The sequence below is a fragment of the Candidatus Methanomethylophilaceae archaeon genome, assembly GCA_017524805.1.
In the GTDB taxonomy this organism is placed as follows: domain Archaea; phylum Thermoplasmatota; class Thermoplasmata; order Methanomassiliicoccales; family Methanomethylophilaceae; genus Methanoprimaticola.
The window spans coordinates 15,326-36,570 of sequence record JAFXUX010000023.1 but is presented as its reverse complement, the minus strand read 5'-3'; the positions used below and the strand labels follow the sequence as shown (position 1 = coordinate 36,570).

General features: G+C 56.3%; 26 protein-coding genes and 1 pseudogene. 11 read left to right on the top strand and 16 right to left on the bottom strand.

Going from position 1 to position 21,245, the window contains the following annotated elements:
- Positions 1–11: 11 nt before the first annotated feature.
- Genes IKP20_04760 through IKP20_04750 form a run of 3 tightly spaced genes read right to left on the bottom strand, consistent with a single transcriptional unit; the run spans position 12 to position 2,021 of the window.
- Complete coding sequence (locus IKP20_04760) at positions 12–383, bottom strand: twitching motility protein PilT (protein ID MBR4504263.1); 372 nt, start codon at positions 381–383, stop codon at positions 12–14.
- A gap of 4 nt (positions 384–387) precedes the next feature.
- Positions 388–1,626: a translation initiation factor IF-2 subunit gamma gene (locus IKP20_04755; GenBank protein MBR4504262.1), complete on the bottom strand. Its 1,239-nt coding sequence runs from the start codon at positions 1,624–1,626 to the stop codon at positions 388–390.
- Positions 1,626–2,021 carry a 30S ribosomal protein S6e gene (locus IKP20_04750; protein ID MBR4504261.1) on the bottom strand — a complete coding sequence of 132 codons (396 nt, stop codon included), beginning with the start codon at positions 2,019–2,021 and terminating at the stop codon, positions 1,626–1,628. The genes IKP20_04755 and IKP20_04750 overlap by 1 nt, the downstream gene beginning before the upstream one ends.
- 177 nt (positions 2,022–2,198) lie before the next feature.
- On the opposite strand from IKP20_04750, the gene IKP20_04745 reads away from it, so the two are divergent.
- Complete coding sequence (locus IKP20_04745) at positions 2,199–2,975, top strand: glycosyltransferase (protein MBR4504260.1); 777 nt, start codon at positions 2,199–2,201, stop codon at positions 2,973–2,975.
- 23 nt (positions 2,976–2,998) lie between these two features.
- Here the strand turns inward: IKP20_04745 and infB are convergent, their stop codons facing one another.
- From infB to IKP20_04710, 7 genes are all read right to left on the bottom strand, one after another.
- Complete coding sequence (infB, locus tag IKP20_04740; protein ID MBR4504259.1) at positions 2,999–4,747, bottom strand: translation initiation factor IF-2; 1,749 nt, start codon at positions 4,745–4,747, stop codon at positions 2,999–3,001.
- Positions 4,748–4,895: 148 nt separating this feature from the next.
- Positions 4,896–5,345 carry a nucleoside-diphosphate kinase gene (gene ndk, locus IKP20_04735; GenBank protein MBR4504258.1) on the bottom strand — a complete coding sequence of 150 codons (450 nt, stop codon included), beginning with the start codon at positions 5,343–5,345 and terminating at the stop codon, positions 4,896–4,898.
- 10 nt (positions 5,346–5,355) lie between these two features.
- Positions 5,356–5,577, bottom strand: coding sequence for a 50S ribosomal protein L24e (locus IKP20_04730; protein ID MBR4504257.1), 222 nt, complete (start codon positions 5,575–5,577; stop codon positions 5,356–5,358).
- Between the two features lie 5 nt (positions 5,578–5,582).
- Positions 5,583–5,795 carry a 30S ribosomal protein S28e gene (locus IKP20_04725; protein MBR4504256.1) on the bottom strand — a complete coding sequence of 71 codons (213 nt, stop codon included), beginning with the start codon at positions 5,793–5,795 and terminating at the stop codon, positions 5,583–5,585.
- Positions 5,796–5,805: 10 nt separating this feature from the next.
- Positions 5,806–6,171, bottom strand: coding sequence for a 50S ribosomal protein L7Ae (gene rpl7ae, locus IKP20_04720; protein ID MBR4504255.1), 366 nt, complete (start codon positions 6,169–6,171; stop codon positions 5,806–5,808).
- Between the two features lie 103 nt (positions 6,172–6,274).
- Positions 6,275–6,910 (bottom strand): hypothetical protein, encoded by a 636-nt coding sequence (locus IKP20_04715; protein MBR4504254.1) that lies wholly within the window; start codon positions 6,908–6,910, stop codon positions 6,275–6,277.
- Positions 6,907–7,548, bottom strand: coding sequence for a hypothetical protein (locus tag IKP20_04710; GenBank protein ID MBR4504253.1), 642 nt, complete (start codon positions 7,546–7,548; stop codon positions 6,907–6,909). The genes IKP20_04715 and IKP20_04710 overlap by 4 nt, the downstream gene beginning before the upstream one ends.
- 113 nt (positions 7,549–7,661) lie before the next feature.
- Between IKP20_04710 and IKP20_04705 the strand changes: the two genes are divergently transcribed.
- The 3 genes from IKP20_04705 to IKP20_04695 are packed head-to-tail and all read left to right on the top strand — an operon-like array spanning position 7,662 to position 10,478.
- The gene (locus IKP20_04705) at positions 7,662–9,113 is read left to right on the top strand and encodes a glycosyltransferase (protein MBR4504252.1); all 1,452 of its coding nucleotides are present in this window, start codon (positions 7,662–7,664) and stop codon (positions 9,111–9,113) included.
- On the top strand, positions 9,079–9,372 hold the full coding sequence (locus IKP20_04700; protein MBR4504251.1) for a hypothetical protein: 294 nt from the start codon (positions 9,079–9,081) through the stop codon (positions 9,370–9,372). Before IKP20_04705 ends, IKP20_04700 begins: the two co-directional genes overlap by 35 nt.
- Positions 9,369–10,478, top strand: a complete 1,110-nt coding sequence (locus IKP20_04695; GenBank protein ID MBR4504250.1) for a glycosyltransferase family 4 protein — start codon at positions 9,369–9,371, stop codon at positions 10,476–10,478. The genes IKP20_04700 and IKP20_04695 overlap by 4 nt, the downstream gene beginning before the upstream one ends.
- Positions 10,479–10,510: 32 nt before the next feature.
- Here the strand turns inward: IKP20_04695 and IKP20_04690 are convergent, their stop codons facing one another.
- From IKP20_04690 to IKP20_04675, 4 genes are all read right to left on the bottom strand, one after another.
- Complete coding sequence (locus IKP20_04690) at positions 10,511–11,440, bottom strand: branched-chain amino acid transaminase (GenBank protein MBR4504249.1); 930 nt, start codon at positions 11,438–11,440, stop codon at positions 10,511–10,513.
- A gap of 19 nt (positions 11,441–11,459) precedes the next feature.
- On the bottom strand, positions 11,460–11,822 hold the full coding sequence (locus IKP20_04685) for an acetolactate synthase (GenBank protein ID MBR4504248.1): 363 nt from the start codon (positions 11,820–11,822) through the stop codon (positions 11,460–11,462).
- 71 nt (positions 11,823–11,893) lie between these two features.
- Positions 11,894–12,931 (bottom strand): HAD-IIIA family hydrolase, encoded by a 1,038-nt coding sequence (locus tag IKP20_04680; protein MBR4504247.1) that lies wholly within the window; start codon positions 12,929–12,931, stop codon positions 11,894–11,896.
- Entirely contained in the window at positions 12,924–13,946 is a 1,023-nt protein-coding gene (locus tag IKP20_04675; GenBank protein MBR4504246.1) for a kinase, read from the bottom strand. Before IKP20_04675 ends, IKP20_04680 begins: the two co-directional genes overlap by 8 nt.
- A gap of 353 nt (positions 13,947–14,299) precedes the next feature.
- Here IKP20_04675 and IKP20_04670 point away from each other — a divergent pair, with 353 nt between their 5' ends.
- The 3 genes from IKP20_04670 (at position 14,300) to IKP20_04660 (ending at position 16,261) form a co-directional block, all read left to right on the top strand.
- Positions 14,300–14,740, top strand: a complete 441-nt coding sequence (locus IKP20_04670) for a hypothetical protein (protein MBR4504245.1) — start codon at positions 14,300–14,302, stop codon at positions 14,738–14,740.
- Positions 14,741–14,757: 17 nt separating this feature from the next.
- Complete coding sequence (locus IKP20_04665; protein MBR4504244.1) at positions 14,758–15,243, top strand: hypothetical protein; 486 nt, start codon at positions 14,758–14,760, stop codon at positions 15,241–15,243.
- 67 nt (positions 15,244–15,310) lie between these two features.
- Complete coding sequence (locus tag IKP20_04660; GenBank protein MBR4504243.1) at positions 15,311–16,261, top strand: glycosyltransferase; 951 nt, start codon at positions 15,311–15,313, stop codon at positions 16,259–16,261.
- 261 nt (positions 16,262–16,522) lie between these two features.
- Here IKP20_04660 and IKP20_04655 read toward each other — a convergent pair.
- A pseudogene (locus IKP20_04655) lies at positions 16,523–17,218 on the bottom strand (nucleotidyltransferase family protein).
- A complete protein-coding gene (locus IKP20_04650; GenBank protein MBR4504242.1) occupies positions 17,215–18,108 on the bottom strand; it encodes a DUF89 family protein in 894 nt (297 codons plus the stop codon). The pseudogene IKP20_04655 and the gene IKP20_04650 overlap by 4 nt, the downstream one beginning before the upstream one ends.
- 184 nt (positions 18,109–18,292) lie before the next feature.
- On the opposite strand from IKP20_04650, the gene IKP20_04645 reads away from it, so the two are divergent.
- From IKP20_04645 to IKP20_04630, 4 genes are all read left to right on the top strand, one after another.
- Positions 18,293–18,460, top strand: coding sequence for a DUF1610 domain-containing protein (locus IKP20_04645; protein MBR4504241.1), 168 nt, complete (start codon positions 18,293–18,295; stop codon positions 18,458–18,460).
- 9 nt (positions 18,461–18,469) lie between these two features.
- Positions 18,470–18,739, top strand: coding sequence for a translation elongation factor EF-1beta (locus tag IKP20_04640; protein MBR4504240.1), 270 nt, complete (start codon positions 18,470–18,472; stop codon positions 18,737–18,739).
- Between the two features lie 103 nt (positions 18,740–18,842).
- On the top strand, positions 18,843–19,865 hold the full coding sequence (locus tag IKP20_04635; protein MBR4504239.1) for a hypothetical protein: 1,023 nt from the start codon (positions 18,843–18,845) through the stop codon (positions 19,863–19,865).
- Complete coding sequence (locus IKP20_04630) at positions 19,855–21,228, top strand: DUF2029 domain-containing protein (GenBank protein MBR4504238.1); 1,374 nt, start codon at positions 19,855–19,857, stop codon at positions 21,226–21,228. The genes IKP20_04635 and IKP20_04630 overlap by 11 nt, the downstream gene beginning before the upstream one ends.
- The last annotated feature ends 17 nt before the right edge of the window (positions 21,229–21,245 follow it).

Genomic DNA, 21,245 nt, shown 5'->3' with positions numbered 1-21,245 from the left:
CGGGAAGCGCATCAGGACTGCTGGCCGAGATAGTCGTCCAGAACCAGATGCCTTCCCGAACGGAGGAATATTATCGGCACCGATTCCTTTCTGAGCCTTCTGCGAAGCTCCTTGTCATTGGTGACGACGTATGCTCCTTCCTTCAAAGCCAGCTCGATGACGGAATCGTCTCCGGACGCTTCGGTGGGGATGATCTCGTATCTGCGGGCCAGCATCAGAGCGGCTCTGGCATACCTGTGCTTCAGATGTTTCAGCTCCCCTATGAGAGGGCCGGGAACCAGGATCCTGGCCTCGCCCAAAAGGTCTCTGAGGGCGAGATCCAGGTTTATCCTGACTTCGAAAGGCATTAGCAAAGCGTTTGTGTCCAGGACCACGGATTGCATGGTCTCACTGATCGACGATCCCGTAGCCGATGAGTCTCCACTTGTTGGAGATCCTTCTCGAGATCGCCACCCTCTGCCCGGGCAGAACGCACACCGGAATCTTGAGGGCTACTTCGGCGGAGCCGTTCCTGGCGCTCTTCACGACGCCGACGGTGGTGGCGGTTCCGACGCTGAGCATCAGAGGCTCGTTGCTCTTGATGTCCTCGACGGAAAGCTCGGCCATGGACCCGACGACGCGGTCCAGAAGAGTAGTCTTCATGGTGAAGTCGTGCCTGACATCCGGAAGATTCCCGGGTACGGCGACGACCCTTCCTGTGAGGCCGTCGGACTTCGTGAGGGAAGCGTCCAATCCGGTCCCGATCGCTATGAGACCTCCGGGGAGGACCTTGTCCACGCTCTTGCCGCCGGCTTCGAGTGACATGACCTTCGCGGTCATCCTCTCGTACACGGCTTTCCCGGCGACTTCGGTCTTCCTTCCGGGCAGAATCTCTATGTCGTCCCCGATCTTCAGAGTCCCTTGGATCAGAGTTCCGCCGAGGACACCTCCTTTGAGGTCTTCCGGCTTGGTTCCGGGGGCGTTGATGTCGAAGGAACGGGCCACATGCATGAGCGCGGGCGCGTCTTGGTCCCTCTTGACCTTGGAGACGATATGCTTCTCGATCGCTTCGATGAGAATGTCGATGTTGACGCCGCGGTTGGCGGATAAGGGAATGATCGGAGCGTTCTCCGCGATGGTCCCCTTAACGAACTCCTTTATCTGCTTGTAGTTCTCGACCGCCTGCTCCCTGGTGACGATATCGATCTTGTTCTGGACGATGATTATCTTATCGATCCCGATGATCGAGAGCGCCATGAGATGCTCTTTCGTCTGAGGCTGGGGGCATTTCTCGTTGGCCGCGACCAGAAGGAGGGCTCCATCCATGAGGGCCGCCCCTGAGAGCATCGTAGCCATCAGGGTCTCGTGCCCGGGAGCGTCCACGAAAGATACTGACCTGAGGAACTCGGCGTCGGCGCCGCAATTCTTGCATTTCTTGCTGGTTCCGTATGCGGCAGGCCCCTGGCATTCGGGGCACCTATAGAACGCAACATCCGCATACCCGAGACGGATCGAGATGCCTCTCTTGAGCTCCTCGGAATGCCGGTCGGTCCACACGCCGGAAAGGGCCCTGGTGAGGGTGGTCTTCCCGTGGTCGACGTGGCCGATCATCCCGATGTTTATCTCGGGCTGGCTAGGTACCTTCATCAGCTCTCCGCCGGAGGCTGCGCGAGGCATTCCTCTATGGACTTCTCCCCGTACTCGGTGACTTTCATGTTGATCTGGGATATGCTCTCGGAGATGACGCGGCCGCAGATCGCGGTTCTCTTCCTCTCTCCGTGATATCTCTCATGGAAGCCGAGACTGTCGGAAATGAGGAGCTTGACTTTCCTGTTCCCAGGGAGGTCGGACCTCATAGGGGTTCCGGTCTTGTCGGAACCGCCGGTGATTTTGAGCTTGTAACCGGGGAGCCCAACGAAAACGCCGTCGATAACATCTCCCAGGCTCATGCGAGTCAGAGATGCCGCGTGGTTTCCGGTGACAGCAACATTGTAAGACTTCCCAGTCTTCACATCGTTGACGACTACTTTGTAATCAACCATTTGAACACCTGTGAAGCGGAGTTAATGGCATGTCATTAATAAATATTGGCTTGGATTGACGGCATCGAAACCCCTTGAAACAAATGTTTTCTGACCTCGGACAGACTTTTCGCCGGCGGTTGAGCGAGAACCTAATTTATATTCCCTCTACCTAACCGCCGACAAAGAGATGAACGGATGCCTGGCACCTGCACGATAGTTATACCCACATACGATGAGGAGAAAAACATCGTTAAGATGGCCAAAGCTCTCCGCGAATCCTATCCGGATTTCCGCATCCTCTTCATGGACGACAACTCCAAGGACGACAGCAGGGAGCTCATAAAGAGTATGGGCGACCCCATGGTCAGATTCTTCGTCAGGGACCCTAACGAGCGCGGATTGGCCGCGGCCGTCATGCAGGGGATTCTCATCTGCGGCACGGATTACTTCATAAACATGGACTGCGACTTCCAGCACCCCATATCGACTGTCGGCCCGATCTACGAAAAACTGGAATCAGGGTGCGATCTGGTTGTCGGAACGAGGACCAACCGCATGATCATGGGCTTCAAACGCGGCTTGGGATCATGGATATTCAACATTTGGTACTCCCTCACGCTGAAATTCCATGGGAAGCAGACCACCACGGATCTTATGAGCGGCCTCATCGGAGGGCGCACTGACGTCTTCAAGCCCGAAATCGAGGATCATTGGGACGAGATGGAGCTGAAAGGCTGGAAGGTCCTGGCGGATCTGCTGAAATACAGCGACCGCAAGCTCAAGATCGCGAAGGTGGAATACACATTCGAATCCAGGGATGAAGGCGACAGCCATCTGGACGAGAACGTAGTCATCAGGACGTTCCACCAGATGTGGGGATTCGGCAAGTTCATGGCGAAATTCTACGCCAAAGTCAAAGGCATAGATTATTACGGATTGTATCCCGGTGAGAAGCGCCGATCGAGATATTGAGCGCCCATAGTAAGGTCTGGGGATCACATTCCCCAGAAATTGTCGGTCTTCCTCTTGATGGCGACCGTCTCCTCAAGGGCAATCTTCTCATCTTCGTTGAGGTCTATGCTCGGGAACTGCTTGTATCCCGACTCCAAAAGATCGATGTAAAGTATGTCGCCTTCGTTGATCTGCCTGCCGGCGACCACGCCTTCTATGCCCAGCGCAATCTCCTCGCCCTGGGACGCCTCTTTGAGCGTGTCCTCGCCGGAATGTATGCTCTTGATCTTCCCTGCGTCGCGGCCGTCGGCGCCTATCAGATTCTCTCCGGGCCTGATCTTGCCGGCCAGCACTCTGACCCCGACTATGGCGGGTTTGCTGGCGCGGAAGGTGCAGTTCGGAAGGAGCAGGATCTTGGCGGGGAACGAGAACTCGGACCTCTTGTCGGTCTCGCTCTTCTTCTTGCTGTCCTCGACCCACTCCAGATAATCGTCTATGAGCTGGTAGATGATCTGGTTGGTCTTGACCTCGACTTCCGGATGGTTCAGGATCTCGGATTCGGCATCCTTGGAGACAGAGACGTTGAAACCCAGGATGACGCTGTTCTTCTTGTCGCCGTACGCAGTCTCGACGATGTCCCTGCGGGTGATCTCGCCCACCCCGTATTTCCTGATCGGGATGCCGTTGGCCTTAGCCTCGAATGCGAGGGCCTCCAAAGAACCAATGGCGTCGGCTTTGATCATTATGCCGCTTTCCTGAGTCTCGATCTTCATGCTGAGCTCTTCTTTGATGCCGCTTATGGCCGGGTCGTTGGCGTTCTTGACCACCAATATCGGCGCGCCGGCGATCACTCCCTCGCAGCTCTGGCAGGATATTTTGACTCCCGCGGCGGCGTGGAGCTCCTTCACGGAATCGAACCTGTCGCGGGGATCGCGTATCTCATCCAAGGGCTTGGGCTTCAGGATTGCCCTGATCTTGGTCACCAAAGGCTCGCCGTGCGTTCCGATGGCGACAGTGTCACCTTTCTTCAGGGTCCCGGAATAAAGGATCAGATCGAGGGTCTTGCCGAGCCCGCGCTCCTCTTTGATCTCCAATATGGTGCCTCTGCCAGGGCCTTCTCCTTTCTCCAGCTGGCTTTCCAGGAAGCGCTGGGCCAGTCCGATCAGAACCAGGAGCAGATCCGGCACCCCTTCCCCTTCCTTCGCGCTTATGGGCACGAGAGCGACGGCCTTGGTGAAATCCTCTATCCTGTCGTATCTGTCGGCTGAGATCCCGTTCTCGGCGAGCTGGGCGATGACGTTGTACAGCTTCTCGTTGAACATCTCGAGGGTATGCTCCTGCTGTGCCCTCTCCGAAAGGACGAACGGCCTGCCATCCTCGCTGGTCCAGCCCTGGATCGTGTCGACTTTGTTCAAGGCGATGACGAACGGCGTCTTGTACTGCTTCAGAATGCGTATAGACTCGATGGTCTGGGGCATTATTCCTTCCCTGATGTCTATGACCAGGACGGCAAGATCCGCCAGGGAACCGCCTCTGGCGCGGAGGGTGACGAAGGAATGGTGCCCGGGCGTATCGATGAAAAGGAGCCCGGGGACGTTGAACTTCTTGTTCCCTATGAGCTTCCCGCATACCTTGTAAATGTGGTCTATAGGCACCTCGGTGGCCCCGATGTGCTGCGTTATGGCTCCCGCCTCCCTCGCCTGGACGGACGTCCCTCTGATGCGGTCGAGAAGTTTGGTTTTGCCATGGTCAACATGGCCGAGAACGCTGACGACGGGTTGCCTTATAGCCATTAGATCACCTGGATGCCACTGGATGGCAGTTTAGATTGATAGTATTTTTTGGCCTCTCCATGCGGCAAGAGTATGGCTGGCCGCAGAAGTTACCGGAAATACCGGGGATTTCTCCCCGGAGTAAGATAAACGTTTGTGGGAAGGGATCTCACTCGTAGATCCACTTGTCCATGGTCCTGTCGTAGGAGACGAGCTCCTCAGGCTTGAAGAAGATGGAGATCTCCCTCTTGGCGGAGTCGGTGGAATCCGATCCGTGGATGATGTTGCATCCGGTGACCATGGCGTAGTCGCCGCGGATGGTTCCGGGAGCAGACTCGCTGGGCTTGGTCTTGCCCATGAGGTTCCTGCAGATCGCGACGGCGTCCTCACCCTCGAGGACCATAGCGAATACGGGCCCGGAGGTGATGTAGTTGATGAGCGAGGGGAAGAAGGGCTTGCCTTTGTGCTCGGCGTAGTGCTTCTCGGCGGTCTCCTTGGAGATGACCATGAGCTTCACGGCGACGATTTTGAGGCCTTTCTTCTCGAAGCGGGAGAGGATCTCCCCGCAGAGCCCGCGCTGGACTCCGTCGGGCTTGACCATGAGATAAGTCTGTTCCATGGCCATGGGATCACTCCTTCTTCTCGGCGGATCTGAGCCTCGCGGCTTTCTCTTCGGCGGCCTTCTTGGTCCACTCGGTGGTCCTGGCGACCCTCTTGAGCTGGATCATGTTCTTGTAGCACTTGTTTTTGTCGAAGAGAAGGACGGTTCCGTCTTTTTTGACGTACATCTTACCGGTTCCGGGCTCGATGTAGGCTCCGCAGAAGGAGCAGACTTTGGACGTGTCTACCATTGGAATCACCTCATTCCAAGCTTTCTGGCCTCTCTGGAAGTCTCTCTGAGCATGAGGATGTCTCCCATTCTGACGGGGCCCATAATATTCCTGGTGATGATCCTTCCTTTGTCGCGGCCGTCGAGGACACGGACTTTGACCTGGGTGGCCTCTCCGGTCATCCCGGTCCTGCCGATGATCTCTACGACCTCGGAAGGGATGCTGTCAGTGTCGACCATTCAGCTCACCTCAGTTCTTGAGGGCTTTCACTGCCTGGGCGATCTCTTCGCAGATTGCCTTTCCCTTTCCGACGTCCATGATGGCGACGGATGCGGCAGGCTTGTTGAGTCCGATGGCCTTTCCGAGCTCGGCCTTGCTGGGGACGTAGACGTAGGGGACGTTCCTCTCCTCGCACAGAGCGGGGATGTGGGCGAGGATTTCCGGGGGCTCGACGTCGGTGGCCATGATGACCATGGACGCGGCTCCGCGCTCGACGACCTTAGTGACTTCGTTGGTCCCTTTCTTGACCTTTCCGCTGTCCTTCGCGGACTCCGCGAGGGTGTAGGCTTTGTCAGAAAGCTCCTTTGGCGTGTCAAATTTAACGTATATAGACATGATTACTACCTCATTCTGGCGCTCAACGCACCGTCATTATTCATCGGGCCTCGTAAAGCAATGCCCCAATTTGCTGATACTATTTAACAACCGCGCAGAGGCCTCAGCGGTTGGAAATGAATCTGCGGAGGGCTGGATGGAGATTCAGAGACTGGACCACCGCCTCGGGCGTATGATGCTCGGCATAGCGATGCAGCAGCACGGACGCGACCAACGATGCCAATGTGTTGCAGATCATGTCGCGCATGGTGTCCATCGGGCTGTACTGCATATTGATGCCAGTTATCGTGTCCACGGCATACTCCAAGAGCTCCCAGTAAACGCTGAATCCGACCATTATCAGCGCCACGGAAATCGCCAGCGATCTCCCGGCGAAATCAACCTTCGAGCTCATCACGTGGTAGCACAGCATAGTCAGGAAAACGCAGGCGGTGACGACGGCCGAAGACAGGGAATGCGTGATGTTGTCGTAGAAATACAGCTCATCATAGGAGAAGTACAGCACCCCGAAGGCATGGAGGGCAATCGCTATGAGTATCAGAATCGTGAACGGGGCAGGCAAAGTTAGGAGCCCAAGGCGCTTGAAAGCCACGGGAAGCAAGCATATGAAACTGCAGAATACCCCCGTGTTCCTCTCGTAATCATGGCAGAAACCGTTGAGATACGCGTGAAGGCAGAGCACCAGCATAGCGACGAACACGGCAACGCATGCCAGCTCATCGTATGGGACCTTCCTCATAACGCCTCCTCCGTGAGAGACTCTTTGGGAACGCCTTTGAAATAGAAGTATCCGGCCGCGAACATCAGGAATCCGGATATTGCGGCGACGAGGGAGAAGGTCATTATGAGGCCGTTCGCCCAATGCGTGATCTCGCGGGTCGGAAGCTGATAGCCTTCCAGCGGATATCCGTGGAAGTACATCCACCCGTATTCATAGAACATGAACGCGGCAGAGACAGCGAGCGTAATCATCATCGAGAGCACCAGCATCCATGCCTTCCCGATCGTGAAACGCCCGGCCGCATCGGCAGCCACAAGGACGGCGAATCCGGACGCGAAGCTCTGGATGGACATCGACAGAGACGACAGATACTCGAACAACGGTATTCCTGACAGAACCATGGTGCCATCCGAAAGCGGGAGAAACCACTCGTCAGCGGCTATGAACGCCAGCTGAAGGACGGACGGGACTATAGTCCATGCCAATAGGCCGGCGCGAAGCCCCCTATCGGATCTGAATGCCTTATGGCAGAACAGAGCGAATATGGAAAAAGCGGATACCGCAAGCCAAAACCATTCGCCTCTGGCGCATGAAACCGCAGCCACCGCCACCGAAAGAGCGCATGAAACCGCAGCCACCGCGTTCCGTTTTACCATGCCCAAGACAGAATGAATCAGATTAAAACCGTATCGATTGGCCTCCTGCCATCGGCCCAACCATCTGCGGGCGGGCGGTGAAACATTATATCAAACCACAGCATCCAGAGCGCATGCGCATAGCGATGATTACGGACAGCTACTATCCGACGAAGGACGGGGTAGTCACATCTGTCTCCATCGCCAAGAGAACCCTTGAGAAGAGGGGCCACGAAGTGTTCATAGTGGCTCCGGACCCGGGGGAGAAAGATCGCTTGGAAGGCGTCATCTACATTAAATCCATCAGATTCAAGTCGTACGACGGGTATTTCATACCGATAATGCCTTCCAGAGCCCTCAGAAAGCTCGAAAAACTGCGCATAGACATCATTCACATACACGGGGTGGCTGTCATGGCCCTCAGAGGGCTGCTTTACAGCCGCCAGCTGGGCATACCCTCCGTGATGACATTCCATACCATGGTCGGAGATGTCCTGGATTTCTATTGCCCGGTCAAACTGGACATAGGTTTCGTGAAGAAATGCGCCTGGAAATACATCCGCGCCATAGTGAAAAGGACCGACGCGCTGATCGTGCCCAGCCCCAGCATAGAGAAGGAGCTGCTTTCGCTGACATCCCCGAAAAGGACCGAGATCATCCCCACCGGAACCGACGTGGGAAGATTCCATCCCGGCGTGGATGGCTCCGCATTCAGGAAGGAGCACGGTTTGGAGGGGAAGGTAGTCGCTTCCGTTGGCCGTCTTTCCTACGAAAAGAACATCGACATGGTGATAAGGGCCATGAAAGACGTCGACGCCATGCTTCTCATCGTCGGCGACGGCCCGGCCGGCCCGGATCTGAAGAATCTGTCGAAAGAATTGGGCATGGAAGACAAAGTCGTTTTCACCGGTTACATAGAGAACCAGAACGTCGTCTATGCCTATGCCGCATCCGACATGCTGGTTTCGGCTTCAAGATTCGAGACCCAAGGGCTCTCGGTGCTGGAAGCTATGGCTTCGGGGCTTCCCGTGGCGTGCTGCGATGCCAGAGCATTCCACGATATAATCCGCGACGGAGAGAACGGATTCCTTTTCAGCGGGGAAGAGGACTGCGCCGACGCCATAAAGAGATGCCTGGACGCATCCGAAGAAGTGAGACGCAATTCCTTGGCGACCGCGCTGGACAATTCCGAAGACAAAACCGCTGAGCGCCTGGAAAAACTCTATTCTGAACTCATAGAAGCCCGGAGGAAACGAGATGGGCGTGGTATCCGATTTCATCTATGGGCTGTTCGGCGATTACGGCGACGCGGGCTTGCTGATCTGCGTGTTCCTGATTTTCCTCATAGACGCGTTGATATTCCCCGCCCTCCCCGAATTGTTCTTCATCGTCGGCTACGACTACAATCCGACCCCGTTATATGGGGTGCTGCTGATAGCCATGGCCATAGCCGCCGAGCTGGCAGGTGTTTTCTCGCTGTATTTCATCGTCAAACGCATCCGCGTCCCCAAGAAAATCAAATCGGCGGTCGACAAATACGTGGGTTTCTTGGTGGTCAGCGACGAAAAGATGCTGCTGGTCAATAGGATCGCGCCGATGATCCCCTTCGCCGGGGCGTTCATCGCCATGATAGATTCGTGGGACCCCAAAAAATGCGCCTTCTACATTGTCATCGGGTGCATAATCAAATACGGCGCGATACTATTGGCGACAAGCTACTTCTACGCGTATTTCAGCGGGCCGATGGCCTTCAAAGTGACGCTCGTCTTTATCATAGCCGTGATAATACTGAGCCTGATCGCTTCGTACGTACGCAAGAAAAAGAGCGGGTGGGATGCTTCATGAGATTCGTTGATGTGAACCCTTTTTTCTTCCCCTACAAAGGCGGGATAGAGCGCAGAATGGACGACATCGCAAAACGCCTCGCGGAAATGGGACACGACGTGACCATACTGACGTCCAGGCTCCCGGACACAGAAGAAGAGGAGACTGATCCCTCCGGATACCGCATCGTGCGCTTGAAATCGTCATATCTGAACATCTACAACCCCCCTTTCGTCTCCACTCCGGGCGTTTTGGAAGCCTTGGAATCCCTGGATGCCGACGTGGTGAACTACAACTACCGCTGGGCCCCATCCTGGAACAAAGCTCTGAGCAGATATTCCGGCCCGAAACTGTTCACCTGCCATAACATGTGGGGGGAAGGGATCGGAATGGCTGCCAAAGCGTCCGAAATCAACGACCGCCGCTTCATGAAGAAAGTTCTGCCCTCGTTCAGCCATGTCGTATGCGTCAGCAGACATGTCCAGACGGCGACGATAGAGCGGGGATGGCCTGCGGAAAAGACGTCTTTCGTCCCGTGCTGCCTCTCGGAAGACCCCGAACCAAATTGCGCCCCCGAAGGGGATTATATCCTGTCGCTAGGGCGCGTGGTGAAGACGAAAGGCCTGAAGTACATGGTCGAAGCCATGCAGGACGTCGACTCCAAGCTCATAATATGCGGAAAAGGGCCTGAAACCAAAAATTTGAAGAGGCAGATATCCCGCCTCGGGCTCCAAGACAAGATTGAAATGCGCGGTTTCGTAGAGGAAGACGAGAAGGAACGCCTCATGGACGGCTGCAAACTGTTCGTGATGCCGTCCCTGTTCGAATCGTTCGGCCTGGCCGCCATCGAGCTCATGTCCCGCGGAAGGCCGATAGTCTGCACGGACGTCAACGGATTGCCGGATACCGTCGGGAAAGGCGGGATAACCGTGCCCCCGAAAGATCCCAAGGCCCTGGCGGAAGCCATGAACAGGCTGCTTTCCGATGGCGATCTGAGGGAGAGCATGGGAAAGCTGGCGCTGGAACATGCCAAATCGTATTCCTACGAGAGATTCATCCCGAAATACGAGAGAATCTTGGAAGACATCGCATCCGGAAAGCCGGTAGAACCTGACCTTCCGGAATGAGAAAAACCGCCCCGGAGGGCGGGAAATGATTTTCAGTTGACGTAATCCAGCCAGGATTCGTACTCGGGAACCTTGCCGGTCGCGATGTCATGGAATCTGGCATGGATTCTCTTGGAGACGTCGCCGATCTTGCCGCCGCCGATGGGCCTTCCGTCGATGCTGGTGACAGGCGCGATCTCCGCCGCAGTGCCGGTCATCCAAACCTCGTCCGAAGATACGAGCTCGAACCTGGAGATCTGGGTCTCGAGGACTTCGTACCCCATCTCCCTGGCGATCTTGATGACGGAATCCCTGGTTATCCCTTCGAGTATGGATTCCGCGGCCTGGGGGGTGAGGATCTTTCCGTGGCGGTACATGAAGATGTTCTCACCGGTGCACTCGGCCACATGCCCGACGGAGTTGAGCATGACCGCTTCGTTTGCTCCCTGAGAAACCGCCTCCCTCTTGGCGAGCGTGGAAGTGACGTAAGCGCCGTTGACTTTTGCCCCGGCAGGCCCGCACAGGTTGTCAGGCCTCTGCCAGGAGGACGTTATGAGCTTGGCGCCAGCGTCGGCGTCCTTGCCCAGGTAGTTGCCCATATGGACGCAGGTGATAGCGAAAGAGACGGGAACCTTCACGGGGTTCAGCCCGGTCTCCTCGCCGCTGAGGAAGACGCATGGCTTGATGTAATCGACCGCTTCGCCGTTGGCTCTGACGACATCTTTGATGGCCTTGCAGATGGCCGCCTCATCGTATTCCTTGCCGTCGAACTCGAGCTTGAAGCCCATCATCTTGCACCCGTCGACCAGCCTCCTGACGTGGTCCTTAAGCCTGAACACTGCGGGCCCCTTGGGAGTCTGATAGACTCTGATGCCTTCGAAGACGCCGGTGCCGTAATTGAGGGCATGCGCAAGGACATGGACCTTGGCGTCCGCCCAGTCGACGAGCTTTCCGTTGAGCCAAATCTTCTCTGTCTTATCCATTGATCCACCTTATTGGAGCTTAAAGTGCGTTCAGTGCCTTGACGTATCTCTCAGGCTTGCTGCGCTCGATGAGCTCTTCAACCTGATCCGATCCTCCGACGACTCCCACGTTCCCGCTGGAAGTGGAGAGGAGCGCGTATGCCGACTGCCCGGACTCCGGAACCAGTTCGGTATCGTAGACGTCCTGGAGCTTCTGGAGCCTGCCGATCGCCATCTCGGCGACCGCTCTGTCGACGACCGACAGAACTATGCGGGATTTCCCGGGGCGCTCGCACTTGCCGACGACTATCGTCTCGACGTTGATCTTATTGCGAGTGAACTCTCCCATGACCCTCTGCATGACTCCGAACTCGTTCTTGACGATCAGCGAGATGACGTACACGGTTGCACCTTCGTTGGCCGTGTAACCTCTGCACAGATACTTATATGTTAAGAGAAAAAGAAAAAACGGCGTCATCCAGCGTCTTTCAGTATGAATTCTACCGCGTCAGAGAACGGAACCCCGTTCCCGACTCTGAACGTCTTGCATCCCAAACGCCTTCCGAATTCCATGTCCGAGTCCGAATCCCCGACCATGTACGACTTCAGAGGGTTCACGCAATGCTTGCGGATGGCATCCAGACCCATGCCTATGCGCGGCTTGCGGCAGCCGCACTTCTCATCCGGCCTGTGCGGGCAGAAGAAAATCCCGTCAATACTACCCCCTCCCGACTCCACTACGCGCAAAAGCTTGGAGTGTATGGCCTCCAGCTGCTCCAACCCGAAGTAACCGCGGTTCAGCCCCGACTGATTGGTGATCAGAATCACTTTGAATCCGGCCGCGTTGAGCTTCGCGATACCTTCCGGCACATCGTCATAGGGAACGAAAAGATCCGGATCGGAGCAATACGGAACATTGGGGGCGAGAGTGTCGTCTCTGTCGATGAAGACGGCTCGGCTGCCGAACAGCTCCTTCTCGACGATGCTGCAGATGATGTGGGAAGCGCACAGATAGCCTTCCTGGATGCGGGGGGTCTCTTTGGAAGGGATCACGACCGGGACATCGGCGATCTCCCTGAGCTTGCCGCAGTCCCCGGTGAAGGATATGACCTTGGCCCCGCGGGCATGTGCCTCCTCGGCCGCCAGAATGACGTTCTCGGAGTTCCCTGATGTCGAATAGCAGACAGCCACATCTCCTGCGCGGCACATGGCCTCGATCTGCCTCTTGAAAACGATGGAGAACGAATAATCGTTCCCGATGGCCGTCACCGGGACTATGTTGGATAGCGCGATTCCGGGAAGCGCCGGGCGCTCCATCAGATATCTGCCTGAAAATTCGGCCGCAATGTGCGCGGCATCGGCGGAGGACCCTCCGTTCCCCATGAAATAGGCCTGCCTGCCGTTTTTGAAAGCTTCGGCCAGCACATCCGCCGCGGCGCGAATCTGCGTTGGATCTATGCAGGATATTACGCTGGAACTGGTCGCCAACTGCTCGGATATGGAATCACTCATTCGGATACCTCCAAGAAGTCGCACCGTGCGGCTCGAACATGAAATCCGTGACGATGGCCTTCTCGTTAGCATCCTGCAGGGCTTCTGCGACCTTATACTTGCGGTCGTAATCGCATATGAAGAACATGAATCCCCCTCCGCCCGCGCCGGAGACTTTGCCGCCTATGGCGCCCGCTTTCAGGGCCGATTCGTACATGGAATCGATCGTGCTGTTAGAGATTTTGTTGGAGAACTGCTTCTTGAACTGCCATGACTCGCGGAGAAGCTTTCCTGCGAGGGTGATTTCTCCCCTGCCGATGGCATTGGCCATCTCAGATGCGATCCTTTTGGATTCGTCCAGAGCCTTTTCGTTGTCCCCTTTGACGAACGCTTTCATCTGGGAATCGATTATGTCTCCGGAACTGCGGGTCGCCCCGGTGTAGCAGAGAAGGGTGCGGGCTTGGAGCTCGTCCACCACGTCCTTGCCGACGCGCACGCTCTCTATTTCAGCGTTGTCGCCGTTGAATTTCATCAGATTGAATCCGCCGAAGACGGCAGCGTATTGATCCTGGCGGCCGCCTTTTAACCCGAGCTTCTTCCTCTCGAGATCGAACGCCAGCTTTGCCATGTCCTTTGCGGAGATCCTGTGGCCGGTCCATTCGGAGAAAGCGGAGATTATGGATACCATGACGGTGGAAGATCCCCCGAGGCCAGATCCGGGCGGCACTTCCGATTGCATTATGGCGTCGAATCCGCTGTCTATGCCGAAATGATCGGCAACCACGTTCACTATGTCAAGGTTCCCATCGAGAACGAATGGGCCATTCGCCAGATCGGCTCTGAAATTGCCGTAAAATGATGATCTGGCAGTCCTCTTGCCATCGGCCCTAGGAATAAGCGTGCAATAGGTGTACTTATTAATCGTAGCGTTGAAGACTACGCCGCCTTTTTCGGTAGCATAGGGGTCAACGTCCGTTCCTCCTCCCGCCAAACCTATTCTTAATGGGGCTCTGGCACTGTAATGTATCCCATCCATCGATTCACCTTCTGCGTCGGCTTCCGAACCGGTTCAAACGAAAAACCGACATATCCCGTGAGAACTGACCGTGTTGCTTACGTGCTTCCTGTATATATAAGTACATACCCTATATTCCAATAAGAATTATCTTAACCTCTAAAACAGCTATTCCGATTGGCGGCAAACGGCAAGTCCGACGCCCAAACCTGAAGAAATTGCCCGTTCACTCGGCATTCTTTCTATCTCGCCGCGCCGCTTTCGGACGCAGATGTCGATTCCGCCTGCGAGAAAAAGAATATTGGCGGGAGGAAACCGATGGGCGAGAAAAAGCCGACCGCCAAAAGCATATACCAGCGCTCGGTTGGATTCTCATGCGCGTGGATCTTCTGTGCAGCTGGGGCGGGCATCTGCAAGAGATGATGGAGCTCAAAGGCGCATGGGAAGCCTACAACTGCAGATTCATCACCTATGAAAGCGTGCGCACTGACGATCTGGAAGAGCCCAAATTTCTGCTGATCCCCCCTTGGAAAAGCAGATTCCGCTTCATCCTATCTCTGGCCAGATTGCTTCCGAAGGTCCTCTTCGACAAGCCGGACGTCCTGATCAGCACCGGGATGGGGCATGCCGACATTTTCCTGTTCCCGCTCTGCAAGTTCCTGGGCGCGTACACCATTTACATAGAATCGGGAGCGAACGTCACCGAGCTGTCCGGTTCGGCCTCTTTCATACGCCGCTTCTGCGACCGCTTCATAGTCAGATGGGAGAGCCTCGCGGAACAGATCGGCGCCGAATATCATGGGGGGATATTCTGATACTCGTCACCATCGGGATGAACGATTACCCCTTCGGCCCGCTTTTCGAGCGCATGGACGCATACGCGGAACGCAGCGGGAAAGAAGTAGTCCAGCAGGTGGCCGGAACCGGGTTCAATGGATCCCACAGCAGATGCTTCGATTTCCTTCCCGACGACGGGATGTCTGAGCTGTACGGGAAAGCGGACCTCGTGGTGTGCCACGCCGGGATCGGGACCATCCTCAACTGCTTGGAGAGGAGGATACCCATGGTTCTGGTCCCGCGCACCGTGGTCGTCAGGAGCACCGACGGGACTCCGGATGGGCAGGAAGAGGTGGCGGCCAAGGTCGAAGCCATGGGCAGAGCGGTCGTCCTGAGGGATCTGAAGGATTTGGAGGTCGCCATCAAAGCGGCCGAAAAGCTTGAAATCCCGCCGTACCAACGCAATCGCGACCTTGAGGCGTTCCTGTCGGATCTGCTGAGGGAATTGTCCGAAAAGAAGGCTTCCGGGAAACCGAGATGACAGATAAGATCGGACCCTAAAAACCGCATTGGTTTTATGATAGGAAAATATAGTGCGACCGGCGGCCATGCTTCCAGACATAACCATTGGGATATGCGCGTACAACGAAGCGCAGAACATAGAGCGTTGCGTGAGCTCGATTTATTCCCAGAAGACGCCGGGATTCCACGTCAAAGAGGTCATAATAGTGTCAAGCGGAAGCACGGATGGGACCGACGACATCGTCCGCAAGCTCCAGAAAAAGCATGAAGACATCAATCTCATAGTCCAGAACAGAAGGGAAGGGAAGAATTCCGCCATAAACGCTTATCTTGACGCGAAAACGTGCGGATTGGTCGTCATGCTGAACGCAGACAACATCCTCGGGACCGACGAATCCCTCCTCCATCTCGTGGAGCCTTTCGAAGACGAGAAGATGGGCATGGTCGGAGGCCACCCGATGCCTACCAACAGCAAAGAGGACAGAGTCGGGTTCGCCGTCCATGTGCTGTGGAGCATGCACCACAACCTCGCCATGATCTATCCGAAGATCGGGGAATTGGTAGCTTTCCGCGACATTGGGACGCGCCTCGCGCTGGACCAGCAGTCGGACGAGGACATCATCAGGATGAATCTCGAGAAAGCGGGGTACAAATGCGCCTATGCCCCCGATGCGATCGTCTATAACAGAGGCCCGGAGACGGAAGAGGATTTCCTCAAGCAGAGGACCCGCGTTAACATAGGCGAATGCAACATGAAGAAGAAGTTCGACTACGACATCCCGTCGTGGAACAGGAAATACGTCCTCAAAGCCGCGCTGGGAATGATCCGCGACCTCGGCTTCCACCCCGTGAAAATGCTTTATGCCGGGCGCTTGGAGATGAAAGCGCGCTCGGACGCGAAGAAATACATCGAATCCGGGAACTGCGACGTGAACGTCTGGGACCCGGTCGAAACGACGAAAAAGGTCCGATCGGACTTTCCTGCCGTCATCCCTTTTCTCGCCGGGACCGACGACGTCCCCATCGGCAAGGACTGAATTCCTGACAACGGCGCCGGCGCACACTCTGCAGCCCCTGCCGATTATGCTGTCTTCTACGTCGGCCCCTTCTATCCTGCTGCCGCTCAGGACCACGGCGCGCCTGAGGCGAGATCCGACGACCTCCGCCCCTCCCATCAGGACGGCGGAATTGATGTCCGAATCCTTTGCGAAAGCTCCCTCCCCTACAAAAACGGGGCCTTCCGACGAGCCCCCGGATATGCGCGAGCTCGAATCCCCGGGCTCTCTGGATGCCATGCACAGGTTTGCTTTGACATAGTCAGAGGGGCGGCCGACATCCATCCAAATGCCGTCTAACGGGTATCCCATCAGCTTCCCGCCGGAGGATATGATCTCGGGGAATATCTCCTTAGAGAAATCGCAGAACCTTCCCGCCGGGATCCTTTCCAAGACGTTCTTATCCGCCACATAGACACCCGCGTTTATCTGGTCGGAGAACGTCTCGCCCTCCTTCATGCCTTCGCGGAACTCGAGTATCGAGCCGTCATCCGCGACGCGGGCAACCCCGAACTCCCATGGGTTGGGAACCGAGGCGAGGGCGACCGTCACTTCCGCTCCGGAATCGAGATGGCGATCGATCTCCGCCCTCAGATCGATGTCAGCGAACACGTCGCCGTTGGACGCCAGAAAGACTGGGTCCAGCCTGTCTTCCACGAGCTTGAGAGCGCCTCCGGTGCCCATCGGCTCGCTCTCGTACGAATACGATATCTTTATCCCCAAATCAGAGCCGTCTCCGAGAGCCCCCTCCATCATCTCGGGGCGGTAGCCGCAGGCGAGGATTATCTCCTCTATGCCCGCCCTGGCCATGGACCTCATGAGATACCATATGCAAGGCCTCCCTGCAACCGGGAGGATGGGTTTGGGGCAGCTCTCGGTGAGGGGGCGGAGCCTTGTGCCCTGACCCCCCACCATTATCACGGCCTGCCGGACCCTCATCTGTCCATTCTCCTCCCGTTGAGGACGGCGAACACCGCGTTGGTTCCCTGCGGCACCCCTACAGATTTGGCGACCGGGACGCACTTGGCGCGGAGGATGTGGATCACTGGCACTGAGAGAGTTTTCTCCGAGGCGCTCTCATAGTTCGCCATCCCCTTCATTATGATGAGATCGGAGCTTAAGACAGCGTTCTTGGTATCTTCAGGTATATTTTCCCAGTCGACCCCGACATAGAACTTGCCTGTGTCGTAGATCTCATCCAGATCCATGGCCAATCCGGATCTCTCGGCGTCATACTTGGTCACGTCGTTGAAGATGGGCTTCCCGCGGACCACGCCTATCACATGCTTGCCGTTCTTGCGGAGCTCCCTGATCAGGATCCTGTCAAGCTGGGACTCGCCGCAGTTGTCGAACACGTAAGTGATCCTCCTTGCGCCCAGAAGCAGAGAGTTGATCAGCTCCTCGTCATAGAGGCCCAATCCCTCCGCCATGAAAGCGTCGAATCTTTCGCCGAAATCCTCCGGGCTGTCCACGGTCCTGGCGTCGATGCCGAAATCGAGGATGTTCCCCACGGCGGCGATCAGAAGCGCCATCCCGAACTTGTTTTCGGAGTTGTCGACGAGGCTCTGGGCGCGCATGGCAAGGCCGTCGGCGATGTTGTCGGCGCTGACTTTTATCTTTTTGTAAGGGTCCTCGGTAAGCATCTTGGCATAGGAGGCCTCGTGGACGGCAGTCCCGACTTCGGATGTCGTCTTGTCCGGCCCTAACGCCTTGGCCATGGCTTTCGCGCAGGCTTCCATGGCAGAATAGTCGTCTACGCGGTCGTCCAGCCTGCACTGGAAAAGAGCGCGTTTCATGAGGCATGGGATGCAATCAGCCTGTATCTTCATCTATTACACCTGCGGGAGAATAGTCGTATGGCCTTATCAAACAATGCCGAAAATCGCTTAAGATATGGGAAGCGGATGCCTGAGCGCCGGCGGTCCGAACCTCCTCAAAAAAAGCCGTCCCAATCTTATTAAAGAAAAGAATCGGGCTATCCTCTTAAATAGGTGTAGCAATATCGGACGCATCATGGCAGCCGATAAAATATGCTCTTCATGCGGCAAGAGGCTCATCGGCCACGGCAACACCTTCTTCAAGTGCCCCAAATGCGGGGAGTATGAGATCGGAAGGTGCGATCAGTGCCGCGACCAGGGCGTCCCCTACGAATGCAAGAAATGCGGATTCATTGGACCTTGAGGTGCTCATATGGGAGAGTTGTTCGCCAAATACGAAATCATGCCCGAGAACCCCGATGTCGATATGAAAAAGGTCCTCGAGAAACTCCCCTCCGTACTTCCCGCTGGAGTCAAACTCCAGAAAACCGGTCTCGAAGAGGCTTTCTTCGGTATGATGAAGCTCACCGCCGAATTCATCATCGACGATTCCGACGAGGGAGTCGGAGGAAAGCTCGAAGCCGCCATCAGCGAGATGGAAGGCGTCGGAGAGATTTCCTGCGTCGATTCCACGGTTCTTTGAAACTTAAAGGGGGAACTCCCCCGATTCTTCCGTTTTCTTTGGCATCCCTGCGATCCATCTATCTAATCAGGTTTTATATGGACACATGGATGGGCGACGGAACATGGAATTCGGCACCACCCATTACGCCATCCTGACGATTGCTCTCGTCGCGCTGATTCTGGTTGGAGGCTATCTGACGTATAACCCCGGGATCGACCGCGATGCGTCCGCGGAATGGTCGGACGGCCGCGTCGATTTCTCCGTGGAATGCAGCGGGTCTGACGTGTATTCGGCCGTCCTCATCGGCGGCGGGGAGCCTCTGGGCAAGCTGTACATATACGTTGACGAGCGCGCCGGAGACCTCCACAGCGAGGCCAGCGGCATGGTCGCGGATGGCATGGGACCTCTGGCGTTCGACTGGGGATATGCCGCCGAGCAGATAACCCAGATGCTCCGCTTCAGAGGGTTCACTTCAGTCGAGACGGTGGACCGCGCCGGGCTGGAGGAAGCCATCGCGGAGACCACCGACGACCCCGGCAATACGGGAATACTGTCCGTATCTTTCGCGCTGCCGTCCTCGGTGTATTCAGGGAATGCCGACGACCCGCTTCTGAGTTGGGTCCGCGATGGAGGCAGGCTGTATTGGCTGGGATCCGAAGCGGGCAGATTCCATTCCGACGGGGATGCCATATATTTGGTCGAGGAAAACAGGGAACTGCTCTTCGGGAGCGACGACGCAATCGACGCCTCCAGCAAAGACATCTCTTCGTACATAACCGGGGATGTCATAGAGAACGGGTTCACGGATGCCCTCTCGCTCAAAGGCAGCACCACGCTATTCGGCCTCAGCAAAGGATTGCAGTTGGGCTACGTCCGCGAAGGATATTCTACCATCGCCGCGGCGCCTTTCGGAAGCGGCTGCATAACCGTCTTCGCGGGAGGCCCCGATCTGGAGCAGTTCGATGACATAGGGCAGACCATTGCGGCCGGGATAGGCTGCGACAGCTCTGTGCTGGATTGCGCCGAAGGGAAAGTGACCAGAGGGACCGCCCATGGGTCGATGGATTTCGACGGGGAATGCCATCTGTATGTGTACATGGGAGGGACGTACACTGATTGGGGGAGGACGTTCTATGCGCCTTGATGGGTTCGCAGGATCCGTGCGCGCCTGGACCGAGAGGTCGAAGCATCCTCTCCTCACGGTATTCGCGATAGGGCTGATCGCGCGCCTGATTATCATGGCGTTCGCGCTGATATTCGACTCGAACTATTGGGCGATAATCATCCGCAACATCAACGCCGGCGGAGGCCTGTACGACATCGAAGGATACTATTACACGCCGGTCTGCGGCTACATCCTGGGGCTGGTCAACGGCTTATCGAACGCCTTCCTGGATATCGGCGAGATGGGAGTCAAAGTGCCGGAGATAGCGCTCTTCGAGCAGAGCCCGAACCACACCATATCCATCGTGACGTCTGTCGTGTTCAACTACTGCTCCAAAGCCCCGCTGATACTGTTCGACCTCGTCGCATCGCTGGTCGCCGGCAGGCTGGCGAAGGAACTCACCGGAGACCGCTTCCGCTCGATAGCCGCGTTCTCGCTGGTGTGGCTCAGCCTGACCGTGATGGGATCCTCGGGAATCATCGGGATGCCGGATTCAATAGGGGCGGCTTTCATGGTCTTGTCGCTGTTCTTCCTCCTCCACAAGAAGTATTTGCTGATGGGCATGTGCTTTGCGATCGCCGCGACGACGAAATTGTTCCCCGTGTTCCTGTTCCTGCCGATGGTATTCTACTTCTTCGCGTCTGAGAGAGGGACGGAAAAAGCCGTCCCCCATTTCCTCATAGCGGCAGCGGGCGGATTGGGGATACTGGCGGCTATCTTCCTGCCTCAGCTGATGACGGGAGACATATCCGAGTGCTTCAGATTCATCACCGACCGCACCGGATTCTCGACCGGGTCAAAAGCAACATCTGTGACATCCCAGATCGAGGGCTTCACGCGCGTGATATGCTACGGCGCTGTTGTAGTTGCCACCCTGTTCGTCGGCCTGTGGGTGTACAAAGGAGATGAGAAAGACCTGAAGGAGAGGCTGTTCACCGGCTCTTTCATTTGCATGACGCTCTGCATGCTGTATCCTCCCGCGCCGCAATACGTGGTGTCGCTGATACCCCTGCTGGCGATCCAGATCGCGGCCAAAGACAGGAGGTTCCTCGTGCCATGGATAATAATCTGGATCAGCTCCGCGATAATCTTCGCGTCTACGACGCCTACCAACCTTCTGCCGCTGTCCTTGGCGACCGGATGGCCTTCGTTGGAGTGGATATCTGACATGTTCGCGTTTTTGGACAGCAGCGGAGGCAAGTACCTTAACCTCGTGTACGTGCTCGGCTTCGTCGTCCAGTACATCGGGATCGCGTCCATCGCCATAATCTACATCCGGGACAGGCTGGGGACCAGGAAAGCCTCCCCTGGGGATGCGGCAAGCGAAGATACCGTTATATAATGGCGAAGGACAACTGC

Coding starts and splice junctions, on each gene's coding strand:
- IKP20_04760 (MBR4504263.1), bottom strand. CDS start 383: ATGCAATCCGTGGTCCTGGACACAAACGCTTTGCTAATGCCTTTCGAA.
- IKP20_04755 (MBR4504262.1), bottom strand. CDS start 1,626: ATGAAGGTACCTAGCCAGCCCGAGATAAACATCGGGATGATCGGCCAC.
- IKP20_04750 (MBR4504261.1), bottom strand. CDS start 2,021: ATGGTTGATTACAAAGTAGTCGTCAACGATGTGAAGACTGGGAAGTCT.
- IKP20_04745 (MBR4504260.1), top strand. CDS start 2,199: ATGCCTGGCACCTGCACGATAGTTATACCCACATACGATGAGGAGAAA.
- infB (MBR4504259.1), bottom strand. CDS start 4,747: ATGGCTATAAGGCAACCCGTCGTCAGCGTTCTCGGCCATGTTGACCAT.
- ndk (MBR4504258.1), bottom strand. CDS start 5,345: ATGGAACAGACTTATCTCATGGTCAAGCCCGACGGAGTCCAGCGCGGG.
- IKP20_04730 (MBR4504257.1), bottom strand. CDS start 5,577: ATGGTAGACACGTCCAAAGTCTGCTCCTTCTGCGGAGCCTACATCGAG.
- IKP20_04725 (MBR4504256.1), bottom strand. CDS start 5,795: ATGGTCGACACTGACAGCATCCCTTCCGAGGTCGTAGAGATCATCGGC.
- rpl7ae (MBR4504255.1), bottom strand. CDS start 6,171: ATGTCTATATACGTTAAATTTGACACGCCAAAGGAGCTTTCTGACAAA.
- IKP20_04715 (MBR4504254.1), bottom strand. CDS start 6,910: ATGAGGAAGGTCCCATACGATGAGCTGGCATGCGTTGCCGTGTTCGTC.
- IKP20_04710 (MBR4504253.1), bottom strand. CDS start 7,548: ATGGTAAAACGGAACGCGGTGGCTGCGGTTTCATGCGCTCTTTCGGTG.
- IKP20_04705 (MBR4504252.1), top strand. CDS start 7,662: ATGCGCATAGCGATGATTACGGACAGCTACTATCCGACGAAGGACGGG.
- IKP20_04695 (MBR4504250.1), top strand. CDS start 9,369: ATGAGATTCGTTGATGTGAACCCTTTTTTCTTCCCCTACAAAGGCGGG.
- IKP20_04690 (MBR4504249.1), bottom strand. CDS start 11,440: ATGGATAAGACAGAGAAGATTTGGCTCAACGGAAAGCTCGTCGACTGG.
- IKP20_04680 (MBR4504247.1), bottom strand. CDS start 12,931: ATGAGTGATTCCATATCCGAGCAGTTGGCGACCAGTTCCAGCGTAATA.
- IKP20_04675 (MBR4504246.1), bottom strand. CDS start 13,946: ATGGATGGGATACATTACAGTGCCAGAGCCCCATTAAGAATAGGTTTG.
- IKP20_04670 (MBR4504245.1), top strand. CDS start 14,300: ATGCGCGTGGATCTTCTGTGCAGCTGGGGCGGGCATCTGCAAGAGATG.
- IKP20_04665 (MBR4504244.1), top strand. CDS start 14,758: ATGAACGATTACCCCTTCGGCCCGCTTTTCGAGCGCATGGACGCATAC.
- IKP20_04660 (MBR4504243.1), top strand. CDS start 15,311: ATGCTTCCAGACATAACCATTGGGATATGCGCGTACAACGAAGCGCAG.
- IKP20_04650 (MBR4504242.1), bottom strand. CDS start 18,108: ATGAAGATACAGGCTGATTGCATCCCATGCCTCATGAAACGCGCTCTT.
- IKP20_04645 (MBR4504241.1), top strand. CDS start 18,293: ATGGCAGCCGATAAAATATGCTCTTCATGCGGCAAGAGGCTCATCGGC.
- IKP20_04640 (MBR4504240.1), top strand. CDS start 18,470: ATGGGAGAGTTGTTCGCCAAATACGAAATCATGCCCGAGAACCCCGAT.
- IKP20_04635 (MBR4504239.1), top strand. CDS start 18,843: ATGGAATTCGGCACCACCCATTACGCCATCCTGACGATTGCTCTCGTC.
- IKP20_04630 (MBR4504238.1), top strand. CDS start 19,855: ATGCGCCTTGATGGGTTCGCAGGATCCGTGCGCGCCTGGACCGAGAGG.